At 74.6% G+C, this 24,126-nt stretch carries 16 protein-coding genes and 2 pseudogenes; 10 read left to right on the top strand and 8 right to left on the bottom strand.

Annotated elements, in window-relative coordinates; all coding sequences use genetic code 11:
• Window positions 1-32: 32 nt before the first annotated feature.
• The 5 genes and pseudogenes from H1D33_RS28320 to H1D33_RS28300 all read left to right on the top strand — a co-directional run bounded on the left by H1D33_RS28320 (window position 33) and on the right by H1D33_RS28300 (window position 7,793).
• The gene (locus tag H1D33_RS28320) at window positions 33-2,138 is read left to right on the top strand and encodes a molybdopterin oxidoreductase family protein (RefSeq protein ID WP_181570300.1); all 2,106 of its coding nucleotides are present in this window, start codon (window positions 33-35) and stop codon (window positions 2,136-2,138) included.
• A pseudogene (locus H1D33_RS28315) lies at window positions 2,135-3,631 on the top strand (FAD-dependent oxidoreductase); the annotation flags it as partial. The gene H1D33_RS28320 and the pseudogene H1D33_RS28315, both read left to right, overlap by 4 nt.
• Before the next feature lie 197 nt (window positions 3,632-3,828).
• Window positions 3,829-6,360 carry a nitrite reductase large subunit NirB gene (gene nirB, locus H1D33_RS28310; protein WP_181570301.1) on the top strand — a complete coding sequence of 844 codons (2,532 nt, stop codon included), beginning with the start codon at window positions 3,829-3,831 and terminating at the stop codon, window positions 6,358-6,360.
• Window positions 6,357-6,704, top strand: coding sequence for a nitrite reductase small subunit NirD (gene nirD / locus H1D33_RS28305; protein WP_181570302.1), 348 nt, complete (start codon window positions 6,357-6,359; stop codon window positions 6,702-6,704). Before nirB ends, nirD begins: the two co-directional genes overlap by 4 nt.
• On the top strand, window positions 6,705-7,793 hold the full coding sequence (locus tag H1D33_RS28300; RefSeq protein WP_181570303.1) for a uroporphyrinogen-III synthase: 1,089 nt from the start codon (window positions 6,705-6,707) through the stop codon (window positions 7,791-7,793). It abuts the gene before it with no gap.
• Window positions 7,794-7,800: 7 nt separating this feature from the next.
• Here H1D33_RS28300 and H1D33_RS28295 read toward each other — a convergent pair whose 3' ends face one another.
• From H1D33_RS28295 to H1D33_RS28275, 5 genes and pseudogenes are all read right to left on the bottom strand, one after another.
• Complete coding sequence (locus tag H1D33_RS28295; protein WP_220138729.1) at window positions 7,801-8,766, bottom strand: ferritin family protein; 966 nt, start codon at window positions 8,764-8,766, stop codon at window positions 7,801-7,803.
• A gap of 160 nt (window positions 8,767-8,926) precedes the next feature.
• Window positions 8,927-9,544: a GTP-binding protein gene (locus tag H1D33_RS28290; RefSeq protein ID WP_181570304.1), complete on the bottom strand. Its 618-nt coding sequence runs from the start codon at window positions 9,542-9,544 to the stop codon at window positions 8,927-8,929.
• Window positions 9,525-9,887, bottom strand: coding sequence for a DUF742 domain-containing protein (locus H1D33_RS28285; protein WP_091065900.1), 363 nt, complete (start codon window positions 9,885-9,887; stop codon window positions 9,525-9,527). The genes H1D33_RS28290 and H1D33_RS28285 overlap by 20 nt, the downstream gene beginning before the upstream one ends.
• Window positions 9,888-9,948: 61 nt before the next feature.
• A complete protein-coding gene (locus H1D33_RS28280) occupies window positions 9,949-10,356 on the bottom strand; it encodes a roadblock/LC7 domain-containing protein (RefSeq protein ID WP_013288588.1) in 408 nt (135 codons plus the stop codon).
• A pseudogene (locus H1D33_RS28275) lies at window positions 10,353-13,378 on the bottom strand (sensor histidine kinase). The gene H1D33_RS28280 and the pseudogene H1D33_RS28275 overlap by 4 nt, the downstream one beginning before the upstream one ends.
• A 448-nt stretch (window positions 13,379-13,826) precedes the next feature.
• Here H1D33_RS28275 and H1D33_RS28270 point away from each other — a divergent pair.
• The gene (locus H1D33_RS28270; protein WP_181570305.1) at window positions 13,827-15,008 is read left to right on the top strand and encodes an ABC transporter substrate-binding protein; all 1,182 of its coding nucleotides are present in this window, start codon (window positions 13,827-13,829) and stop codon (window positions 15,006-15,008) included.
• Window positions 15,009-15,263: 255 nt separating this feature from the next.
• Here H1D33_RS28270 and H1D33_RS28265 read toward each other — a convergent pair whose 3' ends face one another.
• The gene (locus H1D33_RS28265; protein ID WP_414685558.1) at window positions 15,264-16,097 is read right to left on the bottom strand and encodes an ABC transporter permease; all 834 of its coding nucleotides are present in this window, start codon (window positions 16,095-16,097) and stop codon (window positions 15,264-15,266) included.
• 110 nt (window positions 16,098-16,207) lie between these two features.
• Window positions 16,208-17,239: an ABC transporter substrate-binding protein gene (locus H1D33_RS28260; RefSeq protein WP_181570307.1), complete on the bottom strand. Its 1,032-nt coding sequence runs from the start codon at window positions 17,237-17,239 to the stop codon at window positions 16,208-16,210.
• A 286-nt stretch (window positions 17,240-17,525) separates the two neighbouring features.
• On the opposite strand from H1D33_RS28260, the gene H1D33_RS28255 reads away from it, so the two are divergent.
• From H1D33_RS28255 to H1D33_RS28240, 4 genes are all read left to right on the top strand, one after another.
• On the top strand, window positions 17,526-18,341 hold the full coding sequence (locus H1D33_RS28255; RefSeq protein WP_181570308.1) for an ABC transporter ATP-binding protein: 816 nt from the start codon (window positions 17,526-17,528) through the stop codon (window positions 18,339-18,341).
• Window positions 18,342-18,343: 2 nt separating this feature from the next.
• Window positions 18,344-19,294, top strand: a complete 951-nt coding sequence (locus H1D33_RS28250; protein ID WP_181570309.1) for an LLM class F420-dependent oxidoreductase — start codon at window positions 18,344-18,346, stop codon at window positions 19,292-19,294.
• Window positions 19,291-19,599 (top strand): cupin domain-containing protein, encoded by a 309-nt coding sequence (locus H1D33_RS28245; RefSeq protein WP_181570310.1) that lies wholly within the window; start codon window positions 19,291-19,293, stop codon window positions 19,597-19,599. The genes H1D33_RS28250 and H1D33_RS28245 overlap by 4 nt, the downstream gene beginning before the upstream one ends.
• Window positions 19,600-19,674: 75 nt before the next feature.
• Window positions 19,675-22,482, top strand: coding sequence for a hypothetical protein (locus tag H1D33_RS28240; protein ID WP_181570311.1), 2,808 nt, complete (start codon window positions 19,675-19,677; stop codon window positions 22,480-22,482).
• A 43-nt stretch (window positions 22,483-22,525) separates the two neighbouring features.
• Here the strand turns inward: H1D33_RS28240 and thiC are convergent, their stop codons facing one another.
• Entirely contained in the window at window positions 22,526-24,109 is a 1,584-nt protein-coding gene (thiC, locus tag H1D33_RS28235) for a phosphomethylpyrimidine synthase ThiC (RefSeq protein WP_181570312.1), read from the bottom strand.
• Window positions 24,110-24,126: the final 17 nt, after the last annotated feature.

Raw genomic sequence — 24,126 nt, 5'->3', positions numbered from 1 at the left:
CCGGAAACCGCCCGGCGGCACGCTTTTCCGACATGACAGACGGTGCACGCGTGGCGACGCAACCGGGGGTGCGCCCCCGGGAGGCGGCCACGCACTGCCCGTACTGCGCGTTGCAGTGCGGCATGGTGCTGCGCGACTCCGCCGTCGGCGTCGAGGTCGCGCCCCGGGACTTCCCCACCAACCGCGGCGGGCTGTGCCAGAAGGGCTGGACCGCCGCCGAGTTGCTCGACCACCCGGAGCGGCTGACCACGCCGCTGCTGCGCGACCGGCCCGGCGGCGAGCTGCGCCCGGCGGGCTGGGACGAGGCGCTCGACCGGGTCGCCGCCGGGCTGCGGGCGGTCGCCGACCGGCACGGACCGGACGCGGTGGCGGTCTTCGGCGGCGGCGGGCTGACCAACGAGAAGGCGTACGCGCTGGGCCGCTTCGCCCGGGTGACGCTCGGCACCCGGCACGTCGACTACAACGGACGGTGGTGCATGTCGTCGGCGGCGGCGGCCGGGAACCGCGCCTTCGGCGTGGACCGCGGGCTCCCGTTCCCGCTCGCCGACCTGGGCCGGGCGGACACGCTGCTGCTGGTCGGCGCGAATCCGGCCGAGACCATGCCGCCGCTCATGCGTCACGTCACCGACCTGCGTGAACGCGGCGGCCGGCTGATCGTGGTCGACCCGCGCGCCACGGCCACCGCCCGGCAGGCCGACCTGCACCTGCAACCGCTGCCCGGCACCGACCTGGCGGTGGCGAACGCGCTGCTGCACATCGCGCTCACCGAGGGCCACGTCGACCGGGCGTACGTGGCGGCCCGGACCACCGGCTTCGACGAGGTCCGGCGCACGGTGGCCGGCTACTGGCCGGCGGCGGTGGAACGCCTCTCCGGCGTACCGGTGGCCGATCTGGAGGCCACCGCCCGCGCGCTGGCCGGCGCGGAGCGGGCGATCATCCTCACCGCGCGGGGCGCCGAACAGCATGCCAAGGGCGTGGACACGGTCACCGCCTTCGTCAACCTGGCGCTCGCCCTGGGCCTGCCCGGCCGGCCCGGCTCCGGCTACGGCTGCCTGACCGGGCAGGGCAACGGGCAGGGCGGCCGGGAACACGGGCAGAAGGCCGACCAGCTTCCCGGCTACCGCCGGATCGACGACCCGGCCGCCCGGGAGCACGTCGCCGGGGTGTGGGGCGTCGACCCGGCGACGCTGCCCGGGCCGGGCGTGCCCGCCTACCAACTGCTCGACTCGCTCGGCACCGACGCCGGGGCGCGGGCGCTGCTGGTGTTCGGCTCGAACCCGGTGGTCTCCGCGCCGCGCGCGGCCCGGATCGAGTCCCGGCTGCGCGACCTGGACCTGCTGGTGGTCGCCGACTTCCTCCGCTCGGAGACCGCCGAGCTGGCCGACGTGGTGCTGCCGGTGGCGCAGTGGGCCGAGGAGGACGGCACGATGACCAACCTGGAGGGTCGGGTGCTGCGCCGGCGCGCGCTGCGGCAACCGCCCGCCGGTGTCCGTACCGACCTGGAGGTCCTCTCCGCGCTCGCCGGCCGCCTCACCGGCGCGCCGCTGCCGACCGACCCGCGCGAGGTGTTCGAGGAGCTGCGGCGGGCCTCGGCCGGCGGCCCGGCCGACTACGCCGGCATCACCTGGGACCGGATCGACGCCGACACCGGCGTCTTCTGGCCCTGCCCGGACCCGGACGGGCCGGACCGCCCCCGGCTCTTCGCCGACCGGTTCCCCACCCCGGACGGCCGCGCGCGCTTCCACCCGGTCACCCATCGCCCGGCCGCCGAGCCGGTCTGCGCCGACTACCCGCTGCACTTCACCACCGGCCGGGTGCTCGCGCACTACCAGTCCGGCGCGCAGACCCGGCGGGTGGCGGCGCTGCGCCGCGCCGCGCCGGAGGGCTTCGTCGAACTGCACCCCGACCTGGCCGCGCGGCTCGGCGTCACCGAGGGGACGCCGGTGCGGGTGGTCTCCCGCCGGGGCGAGCTGCGGGCGCCGGCCCGGCTCAGCCCGACGATCCGGCCGGACACCGTCTTCGCGCCGTTCCACTGGCCCGGCGCGGCCCGGGCCAACTCGGTCACCAACGACGCCGTCGACCCGGTCTCCGGGATGCCGGAGTTCAAGGTCTGCGCGGTCCGGGTGGAGCCGGCATGACCGACCGGATCGTGGTCGTCGGGCACGGCATGGCCGGTGCCCGGCTCACCGCCGAACTGCACGCGCGCGGCGGCGGCCGGCGGGTCACCGTGCTCGGGGCGGAGCCGGACCGGGCGTACAACCGGATCATGCTGTCCACCCTGCTCGCCGGGAAGATCGGCGAGGCCGACGTGGAGCTGGTCGAGGCCGTCGGCCCGGGCCTGGACGTGCGGACCGGCACGCCGGCCGCCGCGATCGACCGGGCCGCCCGGGAGGTACGCACCGTCGACGGCGACCGGCACGGGTACGACCACCTGGTGCTGGCCACCGGCAGCCGGGCCGTGGTGCCGCCGCTGCCCGGGCTCGACCCGCTGCCCGAGCGGGTGGTCCCGTTCCGCACCCTGGCCGACTGCCGGCGGATCCTCGCCGCCGCCCGGGGCGCGCGCCGCGCCCTGGTGCTCGGCGGTGGGCTGCTCGGGCTGGAGGCGGCCCGCGCGCTGGCCACCCGGGGCCTCGACGTGACCGTGGTCCACCCGCTCGGGCACCTGATGGACCGGCAGCTCGACCCGACCGCCGGCACGGTCCTCGCCGGCACGCTCGCCAGATTGGGCGTCCGGGTGCGGCTCGGCGCGGCGGCGACCGGCGTGACCGCCGACGCGGGCGGCGTACGGCTGCGCCTGGCCGACGGCGAACCGCTCGCCGCCGACCTGCTGGTCCTCTGCTGCGGGGTACGCCCGGACACCACGCTGGCCGCGTCCGCCGGGCTCGCCGTCGACCGGGGCGTGGTGGTGGACGACCGGATGCGGACCAGCGACCCGCGGATCTCCGCGATCGGCGACTGCGCCCAGCACGACGGGACGCTGACCGGGCTGGTCGCGCCGGCCTGGGCGCAGGCCCGGGTGGTGGCCGACGTGCTGGCCACGGCCGACCCGCTGGTCCGCTACCGGCCCCGGCCGGTGGTCACCCGGCTCAAGGCGGCCGGCATCGACCTGGCCGCGATGGGCGACGTGGCCGGCGCACCCGCCGGCACCGGCGCGGGCTACGTGGCCGGCGCATCCGCCGGCACCGGCGCGGGCGACGTGGCCGGCGCACCCGCCGGCACCGGGCCGGTGGAGGAGTTGACGTTCGCCGACCCGGCCCGGGGCACCTACGCCCGGCTGCGGATCCGCGACGATCGCCTGACCGGGGCGATCCTGCTCGGCGACAACCCGGCGGTCGGCGCCGTGGTGCAGCTCTTCGACCGGGGCGCGCCGGTGCCGGCGGACCGGCGGTCGCTGCTGCTCGGCCGGGCGGTCGGCGCGGCCCCGGCCGAGCCGGCCGCCTCGCCGGCGCTGATGCCGGACGCCGCCACGGTCTGCCGGTGCAACGACGTGACCAAGGGCGAGCTGGTGGCGTGCTGGCGGGCCGGCGCGCGGACCGCGGCGGCGCTGTCCGTGGCGACCCGGGCCGGCACCGGTTGCGGCGGCTGCCGGGACGCGGTGGCCGGCATCGCCGGCTGGCTCGCCCAGGCCGAGCCGCCCGCGAACGGGGAGCAGCCGGATGCGACCCCGCCGGCGGACGCCCGGCCGAGCACGGAGACGCGGAACGGCAACCCGCCGACCGGCATCGGCCCGGACCCGGAGACGCGGAACGGCGACCCGACGACCGGCGTCGGCCCGGTCGCGGAGGAACGAGGCGCGGGAACGGACCGCGCGGTGGTGGAGGTGACGCGATGAGCGAGCGGGGCGGCCGGCTGGTGGTGGTCGGCAACGGCATGGTCGGGCAGCGCTTCGTCGAGGCGCTGCGGGCCCGCGACCGGGACGGGCGGTGGCGGGTCACGGTGCTCGCCGAGGAGCGGCGCCCGGCGTACGACCGGGTGCGGCTCTCGGCCGTCTTCGACGGGGTCGACGCGGACGAGCTGAGCCTGCACACCCCGGACGACGGGGTGGACCTGCGGCTGGGTGAACCGGCCACCGGTATCGACCGGGCCCGGCGGGTGGTGACCACGGCGACCGGCGAGATCCGGTACGACGCGCTGGTGCTGGCCACCGGGTCGGCCCCGTTCGTGCCGCCGGTCGAGGGCACCGACCTGCCGGGCGTCTTCGTCTACCGGACGCTCGACGACCTGACCGCGATCCGGGAGCACGCCCGGGGGCGGCACACCGGCGCGGTGATCGGCGGCGGGCTGCTCGGCCTGGAGGCGGCGAACGCGCTGCGGCTGCTCGGGCTCGCGACCGCGGTGGTCGAGTTCGCGCCCCGGCTGATGCCGGTGCAGGTGGACGAGGCCGGCGGGGCGATGCTCCGTCGCTACGTGGCGGAGCTGGGCGTCACCACGTACCTCGGGGTGGCCACCACGGCGCTGCGGGCCGGGCCGGACGGCGCGGTGGCCGCGCTCGCCCTCGCCGACGGCCGCACCGTCGACGCGGAGCTGGTGGTGGTGGCCGCCGGCATCCGGCCCCGGGACGAGCTGGCGCGGGCGGCCGGGCTGCCGCTCGGCCCGCGCGGCGGGGTGCTGGTGGACGCGACCTGCCGGAGCGCGGACGAGCGGATCTGGGCGGTCGGCGAGTGTGCGGCGGTGGACGGCACCTGTCACGGGCTGGTCGCGCCCGGGTACGCGACCGCCGAGGTGGTGGCCGACCGGCTGCTCGGTGGCGCGGCCACGTTCCCCGGCGCGGACACCGCGACCAAGCTCAAGCTGCTCGGCGTGGACGTGGCCTCGTTCGGCGACGCGCACGGCGTCACCGCCGGCAGTCTCGACGTGACCTACACCGACCCGGCCACCCGGTCGTACGCGAAGCTGGTCCTCTCCGACGACGCGCGGACGCTGCTCGGCGGCGTGCTGGTCGGGGACGCGAGCGCCTACCCGGCGCTGCGGGCGAGCGTCGGCGGGCCGCTGCCCGCTCCCCCGCTGGCGCTGCTCGCCCCGGCCGGCGGGCCGGGCGCCGGCGCCGGCGCGCTGCCGGCCGGCGCCCAGGTCTGCTCCTGCAACGCGGTGACCCGGGCCGACCTGGACGCGGCGATCGCCGGCGGGGCGACCGACGTGCCGGCCTTGAAGGAGTGCACCCGGGCCGGCACGAGCTGCGGCTCCTGCGTGCCGATGCTGAAGCAGTTGCTGGACGCCGCCGGGGTGCGGCAGTCCACCGCGCTCTGCGAGCACTTCGACCTCGGCCGGCAGGAGTTGTTCGACCTGATCCGGGTGCGCGGCATCCGGACGTTCTCGCGGCTCGTCGCCGAGCACGGGCGCGGGAACGGCTGCGACATCTGCAAGCCGGTGGTGGCCTCGATCCTGGCCTCGCTCGGCGCCGGCCACGTGCTCGACGGCGAGGCGGCGTCGTTGCAGGACACCAACGACCACTTTCTGGCCAACCTGCAACGCGACGGCAGCTACTCGGTGGTGCCCCGGATCCCCGGCGGCGAGATCACCCCGGAGAAGTTGATCGCGATCGGTGAGGTGGCCCGCGACTTCCGGCTCTACACGAAGATCACCGGCGGGCAGCGGATCGACCTGTTCGGCGCGCGGGTCGACCAGCTCCCGCAGATCTGGCGGCGGCTGGTGGACGCCGGTTTCGAGTCCGGTCACGCGTACGGCAAGGCGTTGCGCACGGTGAAGTCCTGCGTCGGCGACACCTGGTGCCGGTACGGCGTGCAGGACGCGGTCGGCCTGGCGATCGCGTTGGAGCTGCGCTATCGGGGCCTGCGCGCGCCGCACAAGCTGAAGTCGGCGGTCTCCGGTTGCGCCCGGGAGTGCGCCGAGGCGCGCGGCAAGGACTTCGGCGTCATCGCCACCGAGACCGGCTGGAACCTCTACGTCGGCGGCAACGGCGGCTTCCGGCCCCGGCACGCCGACCTGTTCGCCACCGACCTGTCGACGGAAGCGCTGATCACCATGATCGACCGGTTCCTGATCTACTACATCCGCACCGCCGACCGGTTGCAGCGCACGGCCGCCTGGATCGAGGCCATGGACGGTGGGCTCGACCACCTCCGGTCGGTGCTGGTGGACGACTCGCTCGGGCTCTGCGCCGACCTCGACGCGGCCATGGCCCGGCACGTCGCCGGCTACTCCGACGAGTGGCGGGACGTGCTGGAGGACCCGGTGCGGCTGCGCCGCTTCACCTCCTTCGTCAACGCGCCGGACGTGCCGGACCCGTCCATCACCTTCGCGGTGGAGCGGGGCCAGCCGGTGCCGGCGCGCGGCGCGCCGCCGGGCCCCGACCGCCGCCGCCAACCCGTCGCGCTGGGCCTGCCGGAGGTACGGCGATGAGCCGCGCGACGACGCCGGCCTGGACGCCGGTCTGCCCGCTGGACCGGCTCGACGAGGATCGCGGCGTCGCCGCCCTGGTCGACGGCGTGCAGGTCGCGCTCTTCCGCACCGCCGACGGGCTCTTCGCGGTGGACAACCTGGACCCGGTCGGCGACGCGTACGTGATGTCGCGGGGTCTGGTGGGCAGCCGGGGCGAGGTGCGGACGCTCGCCTCCCCCCTGCACAAGCAGGTCTACGACCTCACCACCGGGCGATGCCTGGACGTCGCGGGGGTGACGCTGCGGCGGCACCGGGTGCGCTGCCGGGACGGCCTGGTCGAGGTGCGGCTGCGGCAGGAGGAGTGAATGCGGGACGAACTGGCGGGCTTCACCATCGGGGTCACCGCGGACCGGCGGCGCGACGAACTGGCCGCGCTGTTCCAGCGCCGTGGCGCCCGGGTGGTGCTCGCCCCGGCGCTGCGGATCGTGCCGCTGGCCGACGACAGCGACCTGCGCGAGGCCACCCGGGCCTGCCTGGAGCACCCGCCGGACGTGTTGATGGCGAACACCGGCATCGGGATGCGGGGCTGGCTGGAGGCGGCCGAGGGCTGGGGCCTGGCCGAGCCGCTGCACCGCACGCTGGCGGACGCGTACGTGGTGTCGCGGGGGCCGAAGGCGACCGGGGCGATCCGCGCCGCCGGCCTGCGTGAGCACTGGTCGCCCGCCTCGGAGAGCTGCGACGAGGTGGTCGAGCACCTGGTCCGGCGCGGCGTTGCCGGTCAGGTGGTGGCGCTGCAACTGCACGGCGACCGGCAACCGGAGTGCACCGAGGCGCTGGTCACGGCCGGGGCCACGGTGATCGAGGTGCCGGTCTACCGGTGGGCGCCGCCGGCCGACCCGGCACCGCTGCACCGGCTCATCGACCTGGTCGCCGGGCGGCTGGTCGACGCGGTCACGTTCACCTCCGCCCCGGCGGCCGAGGCGCTGCTGCGGGCGGCCGGGGACCGGACCGAGACGGTGCTGGCGGCGTTGCGCGGCGACGTGCTGGCCGGATGCGTGGGCACGGTCACCGCCGAGCCGCTGGTGCGGCGTGGGGTGCCGGTGAGCGCGCCGAGCCGGGCCCGGCTCGGCGCGCTGGTCCGCACGATCGTCGAGGAGCTGCCCCGCCGGACGGTCTCGGTGAAGGCCGCCGGGCACCTGCTCACGCTGCGCGGGCACGCCGCCGTGGTGGACGGCGAGCTGCGCCAGTTGGCGCCGGCCCCGATGGCCGTGCTGCGGGCCCTGGCGGCGTCACCGGGGAAGGTGCTCTCCCGCACCGCGCTGCTGCGGACGCTGCCGCGCGGTGCGGACGAGCACGCCGTCGAGATGGCGGTGGCCCGGCTGCGGGTGGGGCTGAAGGCGCCCCGGGTGGTGCAGACCGTGGTGAAGCGCGGCTACCGCCTGCGAGTGGACTGACGCCGGTTCAGGCCCCCCGGGCCGCGCGGTCGCCCCCGCCGCCGACCTGGAGGTCGACCAGGGCGAGCAGGAACGCGGACGCGTGGCCGGCCTCGTCGTGCGCGATCTCGGCGAACAGGTCCGCCGCCGCGTCCTCGCCCACCGAGGCCGCCTGCCGGGAGAAGGCCGGGTACATGGTGCCCGCCTCGTAGACCTCGCCGTCGATCGCGTCGCGGAGGTTGTCGGCGTCGGTGCGGACCAGGCCGGCGAGCGTGGCCGCCTCGCTGAAGTGCTCGCCGAGTTCCTGGCCGGCGGTGTTCTCCCAGAGCTGGGCCAGCCGCAGCCGGCCGCCGTCGCGCGCGTGCCGGGCGTAGAGCGTGTACCTGGCGTACGCGAACGCCTCGCCACGCATCGTCGCCTCCAGGTTGGCCTGCGTCGCGCCGGAGCACACCGGTGTCCCGGCGACGATCGGGACCGGCGGGACGGCCTCGCCCGTCGGGACCCGTACCCCCGAGCCCGGGTGGGTGAGCGCGTAGAGGGCGAGGCGGAACTGGGTGGCATGCCTCGCCTCGTCGGCCGCCAGCTCGTCGAAGAGTCGGGCCGCCCGGGGGCAGCGGTCGCGGCGGGCCTGCCGGGCGAACCCCGGATAGACGACGGTGGCCTCGTGCCACTCGCCGTTGATCGACGTCCGCAGGTCGGCCACGTCGGATCCGACGAAGTCGATCAGCGCCGCTTCCTCGGTGAAGTGCTCGTTCAGCTCGGTGTCGCCGGTGGACCGGAACAGGTCGGCGATGTCGTCGTGGCCGGTGCGCGCCGCCTCCGCGCCGTACGCGAGGTACTTGGCGTGGGCGAATGCCTCCCCTTCCATCGCCGTCAGCGTGTTGGCGCGGGTCCTGGGGTTCGTCACCGCCGCCGCCTGGGCGGGCACTCCCACCAGGCCCACACCGAGCAGGGCGCCGACGACCAGCGCGGTGATGCCTCTGACTGTCCGCATCGGGATTCCCCTCTCACTACGCACGCCGTGAAGAGGTATTCACACAGCGTGACGATGCTCGGGGGGATCCTAAGTTTGCACAGGTCAGGGACGGAACAGCCGCAGTCCGGCGGGTCGCCCGGCCACTACGGGCGCCGCCGCGAACAACGACAAATCCGGCTCAGCCCACCGACGCCGGGTAACCGTGCTCGGCCTGGAGCCGGAGCATGGCGTGCTCCACCACGGTCACCAGCACCTGCTTCACCGAGTCCCGCCGGCGGGCGTCGCACATGACCATCGGCACGTCCGGCGAGATGGCGAGCGCCTCGCGGATCTCCTCCAGCTCGTAGTGCGGCGCGTCGTCGAACCGGTTCAGCGCCACCACGTACGGCAACTTGCGGTTCTCGAAGTAGTCCAGCGGCGCGAACGCGTCGGTGATCCGACGGGTGTCCACCAGCACCGCCGCGCCCACCGCGCCCCGGATGATCTCGTCCCACATGAACCAGAAGCGGGTCTGCCCCGGGGTCCCGAAGAGGTAGAGGATCAGGTCCTCGGCCATGGTGATCCGGCCGAAGTCCATGGCGACCGTGGTGGTCTCCTTGCCCGGCACCTTCGACGAATCGTCGATGCCCACGCCGGCGGCGGTCATCAACGCCTCGGTGGTCAGCGGCTGGATCTCGGAGATCGCCCCGACCAGGGTGGTCTTGCCCACCCCGAAGCCACCCGCGACCACGATCTTCGCGGAGATGATCTCCCGGCCGCGGCTCGCCCCGTCGGGGTCATAGTTCGCGAAGTCCACTTAGCACCCTTCCAAGCAGGTTCATCCGCGCCGCGAAACCCGTCGCGGGAGCGGCACTGTGTAGCGTCAGCAGGCCCTCGGCCACCATGTCGGCGACCAGCACCCGGGTGACGCCCAGCGGCATCCGGGTGTAAGCGGCGATCTCCGCCAGCGACTGCGCCCGGCCTTCACAGACCGAGGAGATGCGGTACTTGTCGTGCCCGGCGAAACGCGCCTCGGCCGACTGGGTGGCCGTGCTCGACAGCACCGCCTCGAGCGCGATGTTCTGCAACGGCTCGGTACGGCCGCGGGTGACCGCGTACGGTCGCACCAGCGCGCCGCGCGGATCACGTCGCGGTTCCATCTCGCGATCACCTCCCCTCGTACGGAGCCGGACGGCCCCGGATCACCAGGTCGACAGCCGGTCAGGACCGGACGGCATCCCTGGGCAGCGGCACCAACGCCTGGCCGACCCGTTCCACCAGCAGCGCCATCTCGTAGCCCACCTGGCCGACGTCGCAGCTACGGGCCGCGAGCACGGCCATCGACGAGCCGTCGCTGATGGACATCAGGAAGAGGTATCCGCTGTCCATCTCGATGACGGTCTGCAACACCCCGCCGGCGCTGAACATCCGCGCCGCGCCCTCGGTGAGGCTGACCACGCCGGAGGTGATCGCGGCGAGCTGGTCGGCGCGGTCACCGGGCAGGTCCCGGGAGGAGGCGAGGAGCAACCCGTCCGCGGACACCGCCACCACGTGCGCGATGCCCGCCACGCTGTCGGCGAAGTTGGTGAGCAACCAACCCATGTCCTGCATGGCCGCAGGCCTGTTCATCGGTTCGTCTCCTTGGTCGAGGTGCTGTTCAGGTCGGTGCCGGCCGTACGGCCCCGCTGGACGCCACGGTGGTAGGCGGAGAGCAGACCCCGTACTTCGTCCGGGGTGCGCCGGCTGCGGTCCCGACCGCTCTTGGGTTCGATCCCGCCGGGCACGAGCTGCGCCTGCGGCACCCGCTTGGGCAGGCCGGAGCGGGTGGTGCCGCCGGTGGTGGGCTCCGCGGCCTGGGTGGCCCGGCTCCATCCGTCGTCGGCCGCCGTCCGCCAGGCCTCCGGGTCGATCGCCGACGGGGCCGGGGCCGGCTCCGGCGTGGGCGTGGGCGGCACCGGGTTGGCCGGCGGCGCGGACGCGGCGGGCGGCGTGGCCGGGACCGGCGGCGGGCTGTACGCCGGCGGGTGGTCAGCCCGGACGCCTGGGCGCCGGGGGTGCGGGTGGGCAGCGGCGGCCGGGCGGCCGCGGCGGGCTGCGCCGGGGCGGGCGGCGGCTCGTCGAACCGGGGCCGGGTGAAGATGGTGGTCTCGTCCTCTCCGTGCGAGCGGAACCAGACCGCCTCCATCTCCCGGAATATCGGCGCCTCGGCCGGCCGGTCGGGTCGGGCCACCACCGGCGCGGCCGGGGTGGTCTCGACCGCCGGCGCGGCGGCGAGCGGCTGGTAGGCCGGCGGGGCCGGCACGGCCGCCGCCTCCGCCTCACCGGCCGGCGTCCGCTTGGGCAGCGGGTCGAGAGCGGGGTACGCGACCGTCGGCCCGCCCGCCGACCAGCCCGCCCCCGAGGCCGGCGCGGGCACGGCGGAGACCGGGCCGGCGGCGATCGGCGCGGCGGACATGCCGCCGAGCTGCACCGCCGGGGTGGTGTCCCGCACCTCGGCGGGAGCCTGCCAGCGGGCCGGCGGCGGCGTGGTCGTGTTGCGCCACTGGTCGGCCAGGGTGGCGGTGCCGCCCCGGCCGGCGCCGGCCAGCGCGTCGGCGACGCCGACCTGGCTGAGCGGCGACGGCTCCACGGCCAGCGGCTGGCGCTGCCGGGTCAGCGGGGCCTGGCCGCGGTTGGCCGGCAGCACCACCGTCGAGTTCGGCAGGGTGACCTGGGCGACCGTGCCGCCCTCGACGTTGCGGCGCAGCTCGACCCGGATCCCGTAGCGGGAGGCGAGCCGGCTGACCACGGCCAGACCCATCAGCCGGAACGCGGCCACGTCCACGGTCGGCGGCGCGGCCAGACGCCGGTTCAGCGAGTCGAGCTGGTCGTCGGTGAGGCCCAGACCCCGGTCCTCCACCTGGATCAGCACGTAGTCGCGGATGCGCCGGCCGTCGGCCACCACCACCGTGTTCGGCGGCGAGAACCGGGTGGCGTTGTCGAGCAGCTCGGCGACCAGCCGCACCACGTCGTTGACGGCGTGCGCGGCGACCGAGATGTCGGTGTCCACCGTGCCGAACTCGATCCGGTTGTAGAGCTCCACCTCGGACTGGGCGGCGCGCAGCACGTCGACCAGGAGGGCGTCGTCGCGGCGCGGCACGGCCGAGTCGGCGCCGGCCAGGACCAGCAGGTTCTCGTCGTTGCGGCGCATCCGGGTGGCCAGGTGGTCCAGCTCGAAGAGCTGGGCGAGCCGCTTCGGGTCCTCCTCGCCGCGCTCGATCGCGTCCAGCTCGCCGATCATCCGGTCGACCAGGCTCTGCGAGCGGCGGGCCAGGTTGAGGAACATCGCCGAGACGCTGGTCCGCAGCGCGGCCTGCTCGGCCGCGACCCGGACCGCCTCCCGGTGGACCACGTTGAAGGCCACCGCCACCTGGCCGACCTCGTCGCGGTTGGTCAGCTTGATCGGGTCCCGCACCTGCTGGACGATCTCGTCCACGCCGCCGTCGCCGATGGCGTTGACGTTCTGCAGCCGGCTCACCGCGTCCGGCAGGTCGTGGTTGGCCACCGAGAGCGCGCCCTCACGCAGCCGGCGCAGCGAGTCGTTGAGCGAGCGGGCGAGCACCACGGCGAGCGTCACGGCGACGGCCAGGGTCAGCAGCACCAGCAGGCTCTCCACGAAGGCCTGCCGGATCACGTCGGTACGCACCGCGTCGGCGTCGGCCAGCAGCTCGTCGAGGAGCTGGATCTCGGCCCACCGCATCAGGTCGTCGACCGCGCCGACGGCGTCGGACGCCTGCTTCCCGGTCACCACGGCGGGCTTGCCGACCGACCGGGACAGGTCGCCGGCGACCCGGTCGGCGAGCTGGACGGCGTCACCGGAGACGGTGCGGTCCACCAGGGCCCGCTGCTCCGGGGTGGCGGCCCGGGAGAAGGAGAGCAGCGCCTCCTGCTGGCCGGTCAGCGTGGCCACGAACGAGGAGAACTGCTCCTCGTCGATCCGGCCGCCGGCGGAGAGCGCGGTGAAGGCGACCGCCTCCTCCTCCGCCACCTCGGCCTTGGCGTGGGCGAACGCGGCCACCGCGCGGCGGGCGTCGGCGAGGCTCTCCGCGCCCGGCTGCTGGGCCAGCGTGTCGCCGTACGCGACCAGGTCGTCGAGGACGATGCCGTAGCGCAGGCTCGCCTCGGCCACCGGCATCTGGGTGCGGTCGAGCACCTCCTGGCGGGTGCCGTTCAGCGTCTCCAGGTGGTCGTCGATCACCTTGAGCCGGTCCCGGACCGAGGCCGGCACGTCGCCGAGCGAGCCGCGCTCCTCCTTGTACGCCGCGATCCGCTCGTCGGTCCGGCGTACCCGCAGGTTGTAGGCGTCCGGCTTCTCGGCCGGGTCGGCCAGGAAGACGGCCGCCGCCATCCGCTCCTTGTGCAGGTCCTGGGTGAGCGCCGAGACATCGACCGAGACCGCGGTCAGCGCGCGGACCTGGTCCGCCTCGTAGGCGCCCTGGCCCACCGAGATGAGTCGGATAGTTGCCAGTGCAATGACAGCGGCGACCGGAACGACCAGGATGAGGGCGAGCTTGGAGCGGATCCGCGCGTCACGCAGCCGGGGCAGGCGCCGTCGCCGGTTCCGCTGATCGGCGTTGGGGCTCCCGGGCAGGGTCGTAGGTCCGGTGCTCACGACATCGCCTCCGTCGTTTCTTCCACGCGTGACCCGCTGACCCGTGCCTGGTGCAGCGGCCAGCGCCACGCGCGGCACGGCCGCGATTTCATCAGACGAGATCCTTTTTGGGAAGCCGCGGTGAGGCAGGAAACGGTCGGCGTCGACTCAAGCCGTGATCCGGTCACCTAATACCTTCTTTTCTCCAGCGCCCTGAACTGGGGATGTCACTCCAGAGTGGTCGCGCGCATCTGGGCAGTAATTGTCAGTTAACGTTTCGTGTCCCCACCATGTGGGATGGGCGTCCCGAAACGGCATCCGGCCGCCGCGCTTGACCGCAGGGCCCGGCATTGGCAAGGTTTTGCAGGCTTCGCGCACACCGTACGGCACACCAATCCCGTTCCTCCACTGAGGACGGTCAAGCGGCGGTGGTCGGGCGCCGGCCCGCGCCGCACCATGGAGGACTGAGTTGAGCCCCATCCGCTCCGCGCGTATCGCGGCGCTCGCATCGGCCATGCTGGCCACCACGCTCACCGGCTGCGGGATCGGCGGGGAACCGCAGGACACCAGCCCGATCGTGATCGCCGCCGACCTCGAACTCTCCGGCGCTTCCGCGCCCATCGGCAAGGTCTACCAACGGGCCCTGGAACTGAAGGTCGACCAGATGAACGCCTCCGGCGCGCTGGGCGGCCGGAAGATCGAACTGAACGTCAAGGACAACCGCTCCGACGCCGCCGAGTCCTTGCGCAACATCAATGATTTCAGCGGCGACTCGCGGGTGAGCGCCGTCATCATGGGCGGCTGCAACGAATGCGCCGTCGGCGCGGCGCGCACGATCAACGACAAGCGCATTCCGACCATCGCGCTCGCTTCGGCGGGAGCGGTCACCGAACCGGTCGACCAGCGCCGCTACGTCTTCAAGCTGGCCCCGAATGCGGTCGACAGCGCGGCGGCCCTCACCGCCGAACTCACCCGGCGCCAAATCCGCAAGGTGGCGGTGCTGCACAGCGCCGACGGGTACGGCCAGGAAGGGCTCGCCGCGCTGCGCCGCGAGTTCGGCAAGACCACGCTGCGGCTGGTCGCCGCCGAATCCGTGCGTACCACCGACACCGAGGTGAGCGCACAGATCGGCGACCTGATCGAGAAGAAGCCGCAGGCGCTGATCCTGTGGACGCCACCGGAGCAGGCGACGCTGGCCGCCACCACCGCGCGGCAGGCCAAGTTCGGCGGGTCGCTGTTCTTCGACGCCTCGGCGGCCGGGGACCTGTTCCTCGGCCCGTCCGCCCGCTCCACCGAGCAGGCCACGCTGATCTTCACCCAGACCATGGTGATCGACGACGTGATCGCCACCACCCCGGCCAAGGCCGCCCGGCGACAGTGGTTCCAGGACTACACGGCCCGGTGGGGCGGCTACAACGGCTTCTCCTCGTTCGCGGCGGACGCCGTCCAGCTCATCGCCGACGCCGAGCAGCGCGCCGGCGGCAAGTCGGGCGAGGTCGACCGGGACGCCCTGCGCGAGGTCCTGGAGACCTCGCAGCTCGACGGGCTCTCCGGGCCGATCCGGATGACTCCGGACAACCACTCGGGGTTGATGCCGCAGGCTCTGACGACGCTCGTGGCTCGTGGGGGTCGGTGGCGTCTCGCCGGGTAGTCGCGGTGGGGGTGTGGGCCCCGGCACAACCGGCTCCGGGCGGTCAGGCTTGATCCCTCCGCCGGTTGCGCCGGGGCCCACACCTGTCGTGGTCGGGCGCCGTCCGGACCGCTGCTGGGTTGAGCTTGCGTGTCCCCGGTCGACGTCGGTCCCCGCCCGGGGGTGGGCTTGCGTGTCCCCGGTCGACGTCGGGTTCTCGGTCGAACGGGTGGGATGGGTCTGCTCGGTCGACGGCGGTTGCCGGTCGATGGGGGGTCAGCGGGCGGAGGTGGTGGCGCGGACCCAGGGCAGGGCGAACCGCTCGATCGCGCTCAGCGCCGCATAGAGCACGATGCTCATCAGCGCCACCAGCAGGATGGCCGCCCAGGCGGTCGCGGTGTCACCGACGCCGTTGTACTGCAGGATCTGGTAGCCCAGGCCGGGCCGGTCGGAGTAGAACTCGCCGATCACCGCGCCGATCGCGGCCAGCGGCATGGCCACCTTGAGCCCGACGAAGATCTGCGGCAGCGCGGCCGGCAGGCGCACCTTGCGGAACGACTGCCACCAGGAGGCGTTGAGCGATCGGCCCAACTCCGCCAGGTCGGCCGGGGTGGTGGTCAGCCCGGTGGCGGTGGAGAGCACGATCGGGAAGAAGCAGAGCAGGAACACCATCGTCAGGATCGGCTTCTGGCCGAAACCCACGGCCACCACGAGCAGCGGGCCGAAGGCGATCTTCGGGACCGCGTTCACGGCCACCAGCAGCGGCGCGAACATCCGTTCGACCCGGCTGGAGGCGGCCAGCGCCATCCCGATCAGCACGCCGACGGCGGACGACAGCAGGAAGCCGGCCACCGTCATCCAGGTGGTGATCCCCAGCGCGGGCAGCAGCACGTCGGTGGTGGCGGCCAGCGAACGGGCCACCGCCTGCGGCGGCGGCAACGCGACCGGGTGCACCAGGTGCAGCCCGGACGTGACCAGCCACCAGGCGGCCACCGCGATGACCAGGCCGAGCAGCGGCAACCCGACCGTGGCCGGGGGTACGGCCCGGCGCCGCCGGACGGCCGCCGCCGGAGGCGGTTCCGCCGGCGCTCCCGGCCGGGCCTCGGTCAACTGCGACAACGTGTCCTCCTTCTCCGTCCGGTCGGGACGACCGGCACGCGAAGGGGGTGCGACCCACCGGGTGTCCGGCGGGTCGCACCCCCGTGGCCCGAGCCGACCGGTCAGGCCTTCGGCGCCAGGTCGAAGTTGATGATCTGGTCGGGGGTGAGGTTCTGCTTGAGCGCGCCCGCGCCCTGGAGCAGCGCGATGCTCTTGGCCACCCGGCCGCTGTCGAGCGTGCCGATGGCGGTGCCGGAGTTGCTCGACCGGACGTACGCGGCCATCAGCTTGAGCTCGGCGGCGGACGCCGCCGGGTTCGCGGCCGGCACGTTCTTCTTCAGGATCTCGCCGGCCTCGTCCGGGTGCTCCAGCGAGTAGTTCAGGCCCTTGAGCAGCGCGGCGGTGAACTTCTTCACCATCTCCGGCTTCTCCTTGGCGATCTTGCTGGAGGTGATCAGCGCGTTGCCGTAGAGGTCCTGCATCACGTTGCTGTAGGGCAGCACGACCGGCTTCTTCTTCGTCACCACCTCCACGGTGGGCTGACCGACCACGAACTGGCCGATGCCGTCCACCGAGCCCGAGCCGAGCATGCCGATCAGGCCCTGCGCCTCACCGTTGACCCAGGTCACCTTCTTCTCGTCGATGCCGGCCAGCCGGGCGTACGTGGGGAAGAGGTTGCGCACGACGGAGGTCGGGGTGTCGGCGAGCTTCTTGCCCTCGAGGTCCTTCGGGGTGGCGATGTTCTTGCCCTCGACCGTGACGATGGCGGCCATGGTGCGCTGCTGGATCGCGGCCACCGCGACGAAGTCCTTGGCCTGACCGTTGCCGAGCTGCAGGATGCCGCCGGTCAGGTCGATCGGGCCGAAGTCGGCCTGGCCGCCGGTGATGGTCTGGATCACCGAACCGGTGCCCTGGCCCGGCTTGATGTCGACGTCGAAACCGGCCTCCTTGAAGAAGCCCTTGTCCTTGGCCACCCAGGCGTAGGAGTCACGGCCGAAGTTACCGAACGACGTGAGGTAGGTCACCTTCTCCAGCGCCCCACCGTTGCCGCCGCTGCCGGCCTCGGACTTGTCCGAGTCACTGCTGCAGCCGCCCACGAGGGCGAGGGCGGTCGCCAGCGCCGCGGCGGCGACCGTGCGGGTCAACCTTCTCATCAGTGCACCATGTCCTTTCCGACCAGGAGATCTTCGCCGGTCGGGTCGTGGGTCCGACGGGGTCGGCAGGAGGGTCGGCCGACTGGACCGTCGCGAGGGGACTCTTCGCGCGCAACAGCGTACGAGAAGGGGGATGACGCGCAGCAACCGTCCGGGTTGCGGAAAGGAAACGAAGTAGCGTGACGGAAAGCGGACTGACGTCCACCCCGGACGGTGCTATAAGCACGCGACCGCTACGCTAGCCCGGCTCACGTTCGCGACGAGGTGGGAAGGGAGCCGGCGGGAGATGATCCGACTGTCCGGGGTGTCCCGCACCTTCGACGGCCGCTCGGGGCGGGTGGAGGCGCTGCGCGGCATCGACCTCGACGTCGCCGAGGGTGAGTTCGTCGCCGTCCTCGGCCGATCCGGCTGCGGCAAGTCCACCCTGCTGCGCATGATCGCCGGCCTGCTGCCGGTCACCGCCGGTCAGATCACCGTCGCCGGCACGCCGATCACGAAGCCGCGCCAGGACGTCGCCATGCTGTTCCAGCGCCCGGCGCTGCTGCCCTGGCGCACGGTGCTCGACAACGTCCTGCTGCCGGTGGAGATCTTCGGCTGGCGCCGGGCCAAGCACCGCGAACGCGCCCGCGAGCTGCTGGAGATGGCCGGGCTGGGCGGTTTCGAGAAGCGCCTCCCGCACGAGCTGTCCGGCGGCATGCAGCAGCGCGTCTCGCTGTGCCGCTCGCTGATCGGCTCGCCCCGGGTGATGCTGATGGACGAGCCGTTCTCCGCGCTCGACGCGCTCACCCGCGAGGAGCTGTCCGGCGAACTCCAGCGGGTGCACATGGACACGAAGGCGACGATCGTCTTCGTCACCCACTCGATCGACGAGGCGGTGCTGCTGGCCGACCGGGTGGTCGTGCTCAGCCCGCGTCCGGGCCGCATCCGTGAGGTGGTCGAGGTGGCCGTCCCCCGGCCCCGCACCCTGGGCCGGCACGCGCACCTGGCCGACGTCGCCCGGATCAGCGCCGAGCTGCACGAACTGCTGATGGAGCGGGACGCCCCCGGCGTACCGGCGCCGGCCGGGACGCCGCCGCGGGCCGCGACCACGGGAGGGCGCTGAGCATGCGGGTCTCGATCTTCACCGAACCGCACCGTGGCGCGGACTACGACGATCAGCTCCGGTTCGCCCGGCTGGTCGAGGATTCCGGCTTCGAGGGCTTCTTCCGCGCCGACCACTACCGGTCGATGGGCGACGAGCCGGCGCTGCCCGGGCCCACCGACGCCTGGCTGACGCTCGCCGCGCTGGCCCGGGAGACGTCCCGCATCCGGCTCGGCACGCTCGTCACCTCCGCCACCTTCCGGCTCCCCGGGCCGCTGGCCGTCATGGTCGCCCAGGTCGACCGGATGAGCGGCGGCCGGGTCGAGCTGGGCATCGGCGCCGGCTGGTTCGAGCGGGAGCACACCGCGTACGGCATCCCGTTCCCGCCGGTCAGCGAACGGTTCGACCGGCTGGCCGAGCAACTGGAGATCGTCACCGGGCTGTGGCGCACCCCGGACGGGGAGACCTACAGCTACAGCGGCGAGCACTACCGGCTGGTCGACGCGCCCGCGCTGCCCAAGCCGGTGCAGCGGCCCGGCCCGCCGGTGATCGTCGGCGGCAAGGGCCCGAAGCGCACCCCGGAGCTGGCCGCCCGGTACGCCGACGAGTTCAACATGCCGTTCAAGAACGTCGCCGAGACGGCCGCCGCGTACGAGCGGGTCCGCGAGGCGTGCGACCGCACCGGGCGGGACGCGTCCGGGCGGGCGCCGCTGACCCTCTCCGCCGGGATCGTGGTGGCGATCGGGCGCACCGACGCCGAGGCGCAGCGACGGGCCGCGCCGCTGCACGTCGCCAGCGCGCTCCCGCCGGAGGACCCGGTGGTCGGCTCCCCGGCCCAGCTCGTGGAGCGGCTCGGTGAGTTCGCCGCGGTCGGGACCAGCCGGGTGCACCTGCGACTGATCGACTTCGACGACCTCGACCACGTGGAGCTCATCGCCGCCGAGGTGCTCCCCCAACTGGACGGAACCCGATGAGCGAACTCTCCACCGACCTCGAACTCGGCCCGGTGGGCCAGGAGATCGTCTACGAGAACGACCGGGTCCGGGTCTGGCACATCCGGCTGGAGCCGGGCGAGCGGCAGCCGCTGCACCGGCACGACCACCCGTACCTGGTGATCGCGGTCCAGGGCGCGAAGAACGTGGTGCAGACCATCGACGGCACCACGATCGACGCCGACGAGCCCACCGGCGGGGTGGTCTACCGCGACCCGGGTGCGGTGCACATGCTGACCAACGTCGGCGACACCACCTACCTCGCCCGTCTGGTCGAGTTGAAGTAGCCACCCCGGCGCGGTTCGCCGCGCCGCGCGGCGGCAAGGTGGCGAACCACCTCACCGGGCCGTAACGTGCCCGACATGGCCTTTCGGACGTGGGGCAGGCTGCTGCTCACGGCGCTCGGGGTGAGCGTGCTGGCCGGTGCCGGCCAGCTCGGCATCGCGTACGGCTTCGGTGTCGTCCGCCTCGACGGCGCGTTCGTCGACGGCTCGGTCAACCGGTGGCCCGCCCAGCTCGTCTGGGTCGCCTGGTTCGCCGCGGTCGCCGCCGTCGCCGGGGCCGTCCTCACCGAGCGCTTCGCCCGCCGCGACGACCGTCCCGGTGGCACCACCGAGCTGCTCTCCGTCGCCGGCGTCAGCGCGCTGGGCGCGATCGTGGTCGCCCCGCTCTGCATGCAGCCGGCCCGCGCCGCCGAGCTGGGCGGCTCCGTCGACCCGGTGTGGGCGGCCGGCATCTGTGCCGTCCTGGGCGCGGTGGTGGGCGCGGGCGCGGCGATCGCCGTGCTGCTCAAGCCACCGTTCGGCTGGGGCGTCGCGCTCTCCGCCGGGATCGTCTGGCTGCTCGCCCTGCTCTCCGTCGCACCCGCGATCGTGTCCAACCGGCCGCTGGCCACCGTGCGACTCGGCGTCCTGGAACCGTCCTGGCTCGACGCCGGCGCGGCGCAACGCCTGGCCATGCTGCTGCTGCCCACGCTGGCGCTGCTCGCGGGCGGGGCGATCGGCGTGCTGGCCCGCCGGGCCGGGCACCCGCCGCTGGTCGGTGGCGCGGCCGGCGCGGCCGGACCGGTGCTGGTGGCCTTCGCCTACCTGACCGCCGGCCCGGGCGCGGCGAGCGACCGCTACCAGGTGGCGCCCTACTACGGCGCGTTGATCGCGATCGTCGCCGGGGCGCTCGGCTCGACCGCCACCACGGTGCTGCCCCGGCCGGCCACCGGGGCCGACGCCGTCGAGCCCACCGACATCCTCGCGCCGCTGCCGACCGGTGCGCCGGTGCCGGCCGGCGTCTCCGCCCCGGCGGTGGCCACGACGACGCCGGCGACGCCCGGCGCTCCGGCCCCCGCGCACTGGGACTGGCCGGAGGCCGGCGGGTCCGCCACCGCGCCGGCAGCCGCTCGGCACGCCGCCCCGGCGTCACCCACCGCACCCGACTCCCCCGATCCGCACCCGGCCGCGCCCGCTCCGGCGCGCGACGGCGAAGGTTCGGCGCACGGCTCGCCGATGCCCAACCTGCTGCCACCGGGCCGGCGGACCTCGGCCATCGACGTGCTGTCCGCCGGCCGCCCCGAGCCGCAGCCGGCCGCCGGCGCGACCCCGTCCGGCGACGACACGCCCGGCCCGGGGATCGCCGCCCCCGCACCGTCCGACGCCGGCACGCCGGCCGGCTCGTCCCGGCCGGCGGTCGACGCCGCCGGGCCGGTGGGGCGGACCGCCGGGCGACCCACGCCCGAGCCGCGAACGTCGCCGGAGGAGCAGGCGACCGGCACCGAGCCGTCCGCCGCCCCGAGCACGGTGGAGGCAACTCCGCGGGCGACCCGGCCACGGCGGAGCCGCACCGCCGCCCGCGCCACGTCGCCGGCCGACGACCGGACGCCTACCGGCACCGCCGCGGCGGCCACCGACGGGCCGACGTCCGGCGCGGCGGCTCCCGGAGACGCCCCCGCTCCCGACGCGCCGGTCACCGACGCCGACGACACGACGGCAACCACCCGGGCCGGCCGGGCCCGGCGCACCCGGGCCCCCCGCACCACCCGGAGTGACACCGCCCCGGCGACCGCGCCCCGGCCCGACGACACCTCGACGCCCGGCGAGACCACCACTTCCGCCGCGCCCACCGTCGCCACGTCCGCCCCGGCGGGCGGCACGTCAACCCCGGCGAGCGCCACGTCCGGCCCGACGAGCGCCACGGCCACCCCGACGACCGCCACGTCCGGCCCGACGAGCGACACGTCCGGCCCGACGAGCGCCGCATCCGGCCCGACGAGCGACACGTCCGGCCCGACGAGCGCCGCATCCGGCCCGACGAGCGCCGCATCCGGCCCGACGAGCGCCGCGTCCGGCCCGGCGGGCGACACGAACGCCACGACGAGCGGCACGGCCACCCCGGCGGACGGCACGTCCGCTCCGACGGCGGACGGCACGTCCGCCCGGACGACCGGCCCGTCCACCCGGGCGGCGGGCGACACGTCCGTCCCGCTCGCGGGCGATGCCGACGCCTCGGGCGAGTCGCGGGCCGTGAAGCCGGCCGGCCGGCGGAGCTTCTTCTTCGACCCCGAGCCGGCCGACCGGTCCGCCTCGTCGCCCCGGCCACGGTTCCCCATCTTCGAGGACGTGACCGAGCGACCGGGCGACGTGCGACCGGCCTGGCCGATCACCCCGGCGGCGGGCCGGCCGCCCCGGCCGCTCGACGCACCCGCGCCGACCGAGCCGGCGACCGGCCGGGACCGCGACGACACGACCGCGCGGGCCGAGCCGGCCCCCCGCCCCCGGCACCAGGGCCTGCCCGAGCCGGGCCGCAGCACCGGATGGGACGCGCTCGCCACCGGCGCCCGCCCCGCCGGGCGGCCGGCGCCCGAGGTGACCGGGCCGACCCCGGCCGCCGACGCGACCGTACCCACCCAGGCCGGACCCGCCACGGCGGCCGACCCGGAGCCCGCCCGGGGCCGGCACGCCGGAGCGGACGAGGCCGAGGCCGCCGGCGGGAAGGCCAAGGCCCGGCGCGGCCTGTTCCGGCGCAACCGGGGCAAGGACGAGCCGGAGCAGGTCGACGAGACGGCCCAGCCGAGCGCCACCGGCGACGACGAGTACGTCGACTGGGTCGCCGGTCTCGCCTCGGACGACAACGCCGACGACGCCCGTTCCCTGCGTACCGGCCGGCACCACCGGGACTGACCGTTCGGGGGCCGGGCCGGCGACCGGGCCGGCCCCCGGCGGCTCAGGCCAGCGGCAGGTAGACCCGCGAGCCGCCGGCGACGAACTCCTCCGACTTGCCGCGCATGCCCCGCGCCGCGTAGTCCTTCAGCTCCTGGGTGATCTTCATGGAGCAGAACTTCGGCCCGCACATCGAGCAGAAGTGGGCGGTCTTCGCCGGCTCGGCGGGCAGTGTCGCGTCGTGGTACGCCCGCGCCGTCTCCGGGTCGAGCGCCAGGTTGAACTGGTCGGACCAGCGGAACTCGAACCGCGCCTTGGACAGCGCGTCGTCCCAGGCCTGCGCGCCCGGATGCCCCTTGGCCAGGTCGGCCGCGTGCGCCGCGATCTTGTACGCGATCACGCCCGCCTTCACGTCGTCCCGGTCCGGCAGCCCGAGGTGCTCCTTCGGCGTGACGTAGCAGAGCATCGCGGTGCCGAACATGCCGATCATCGCGGCGCCGATCGCCGACGTGATGTGGTCGTACGCGGGCGCGACGTCGGTGGTCAGCGGGCCGAGCGTGTAGAACGGGGCCTCGTGGCACCATTCCTGCTGGAGGTCCACGTTCTCCTTGATCTTGTGCATCGGCACATGCCCGGGGCCCTCGATCATCACCTGGACGTCGTACTCCCAGGCCACCTTCGTCAACTCGCCGAGCGTCCGCAGCTCGGCGAACTGCGCCTCGTCGTTGGCGTCCGCGATCGACCCGGGGCGCAGCCCGTCGCCGAGGGAGAAGGTGACGTCGTACCGCGCGAGCAGCGCACACAGCTCCCGGAAGTTGGTGTAGAGGAAGTTCTCCTCATGGTGCGCCAGGCACCAGGCCGCCATGATCGAGCCGCCCCGGGACACGATCCCGGTCACCCGGTCCACGGCCAGCGGCACGTACGGCAGCAGCACCCCGGCGTGCACCGTCATGTAGTCGACGCCCTGTTCGGCCTGCTCGATCACGGTCTCGGCGAACACCTCCCAGCTCAGCTTCACCGGATCGCCGCCGACCTTCTCCAGCGCCTGGTAGATCGGCACGGTCCCGATCGGCACCGGCGAGTTGCGGACGATCGCCTCGCGGGTCTCGTGGATCCGCTTGCCGGTGGACAGGTCCATCACGGTGTCCGCGCCCCACCGGGTGGCCCAGGTCAGCTTCTCCACCTCGTCCACCACCGACGACGTCACCGCCGAGGTGCCGATGTTGGCGTTGACCTTGACCAGGAACGCCTTGCCGATGATCGCCGGCTCGCACTCCGGGTGGTTGACGTTGAGCGGCAGCACCGCCCGCCCGGCCGCGATCTCGTCCCGGACGAACTCCGGCGTCACCCCCTCCCGGATCGCCACGAACTCCATCTCCGGCGTGATCGTCCCGGCCCGCGCGTAGGCGAGCTGGGTGGGACGGGTCCCGGCCAGCGGCGTGCCGGCGCCCCGGACCGGCGCGACGTCACCCCGCTCGGCGATCCACGGCCCGCGCAGCGCGGGCAACCCCACCTCCGGGTCGGAGCCGGGACCCGAGGTGTCGTAGAGCCGCACCGGCGGGTTGTCCCCGGTCAGCGTCACCTCGACGAACGGCACCCGGACGTCCGGCCGGCTCCCGTCCACGTACACCTTGCGACGTGCCTGCATGACAGCCTCCCTGTCGC

The organism is Micromonospora ferruginea (genome assembly GCF_013694245.2).
GTDB lineage: Bacteria > Actinomycetota > Actinomycetes > Mycobacteriales > Micromonosporaceae > Micromonospora > Micromonospora robiginosa.
Note: the sequence above shows the minus strand (reverse complement) of the source record. Positions and strands in the feature narration are given on the sequence as shown.

Bases quoted from the DNA above. Each gene is read 5' to 3' on its own strand.
- H1D33_RS28320 (WP_181570300.1), top strand. From the start codon at position 33: ATGACAGACGGTGCACGCGTGGCGACGCAACCGGGGGTGCGCCCCCGG.
- nirB (WP_181570301.1), top strand. From the start codon at position 3,829: ATGAGCGAGCGGGGCGGCCGGCTGGTGGTGGTCGGCAACGGCATGGTC.
- nirD (WP_181570302.1), top strand. From the start codon at position 6,357: ATGAGCCGCGCGACGACGCCGGCCTGGACGCCGGTCTGCCCGCTGGAC.
- H1D33_RS28300 (WP_181570303.1), top strand. From the start codon at position 6,705: ATGCGGGACGAACTGGCGGGCTTCACCATCGGGGTCACCGCGGACCGG.
- H1D33_RS28295 (WP_220138729.1), bottom strand. From the start codon at position 8,766: ATGCGGACAGTCAGAGGCATCACCGCGCTGGTCGTCGGCGCCCTGCTC.
- H1D33_RS28285 (WP_091065900.1), bottom strand. From the start codon at position 9,887: ATGGAACCGCGACGTGATCCGCGCGGCGCGCTGGTGCGACCGTACGCG.
- H1D33_RS28280 (WP_013288588.1), bottom strand. From the start codon at position 10,356: ATGAACAGGCCTGCGGCCATGCAGGACATGGGTTGGTTGCTCACCAAC.
- H1D33_RS28260 (WP_181570307.1), bottom strand. From the start codon at position 17,239: ATGAGAAGGTTGACCCGCACGGTCGCCGCCGCGGCGCTGGCGACCGCC.
- H1D33_RS28255 (WP_181570308.1), top strand. From the start codon at position 17,526: ATGATCCGACTGTCCGGGGTGTCCCGCACCTTCGACGGCCGCTCGGGG.
- H1D33_RS28250 (WP_181570309.1), top strand. From the start codon at position 18,344: ATGCGGGTCTCGATCTTCACCGAACCGCACCGTGGCGCGGACTACGAC.
- H1D33_RS28245 (WP_181570310.1), top strand. From the start codon at position 19,291: ATGAGCGAACTCTCCACCGACCTCGAACTCGGCCCGGTGGGCCAGGAG.
- H1D33_RS28240 (WP_181570311.1), top strand. From the start codon at position 19,675: ATGGCCTTTCGGACGTGGGGCAGGCTGCTGCTCACGGCGCTCGGGGTG.
- thiC (WP_181570312.1), bottom strand. From the start codon at position 24,109: ATGCAGGCACGTCGCAAGGTGTACGTGGACGGGAGCCGGCCGGACGTC.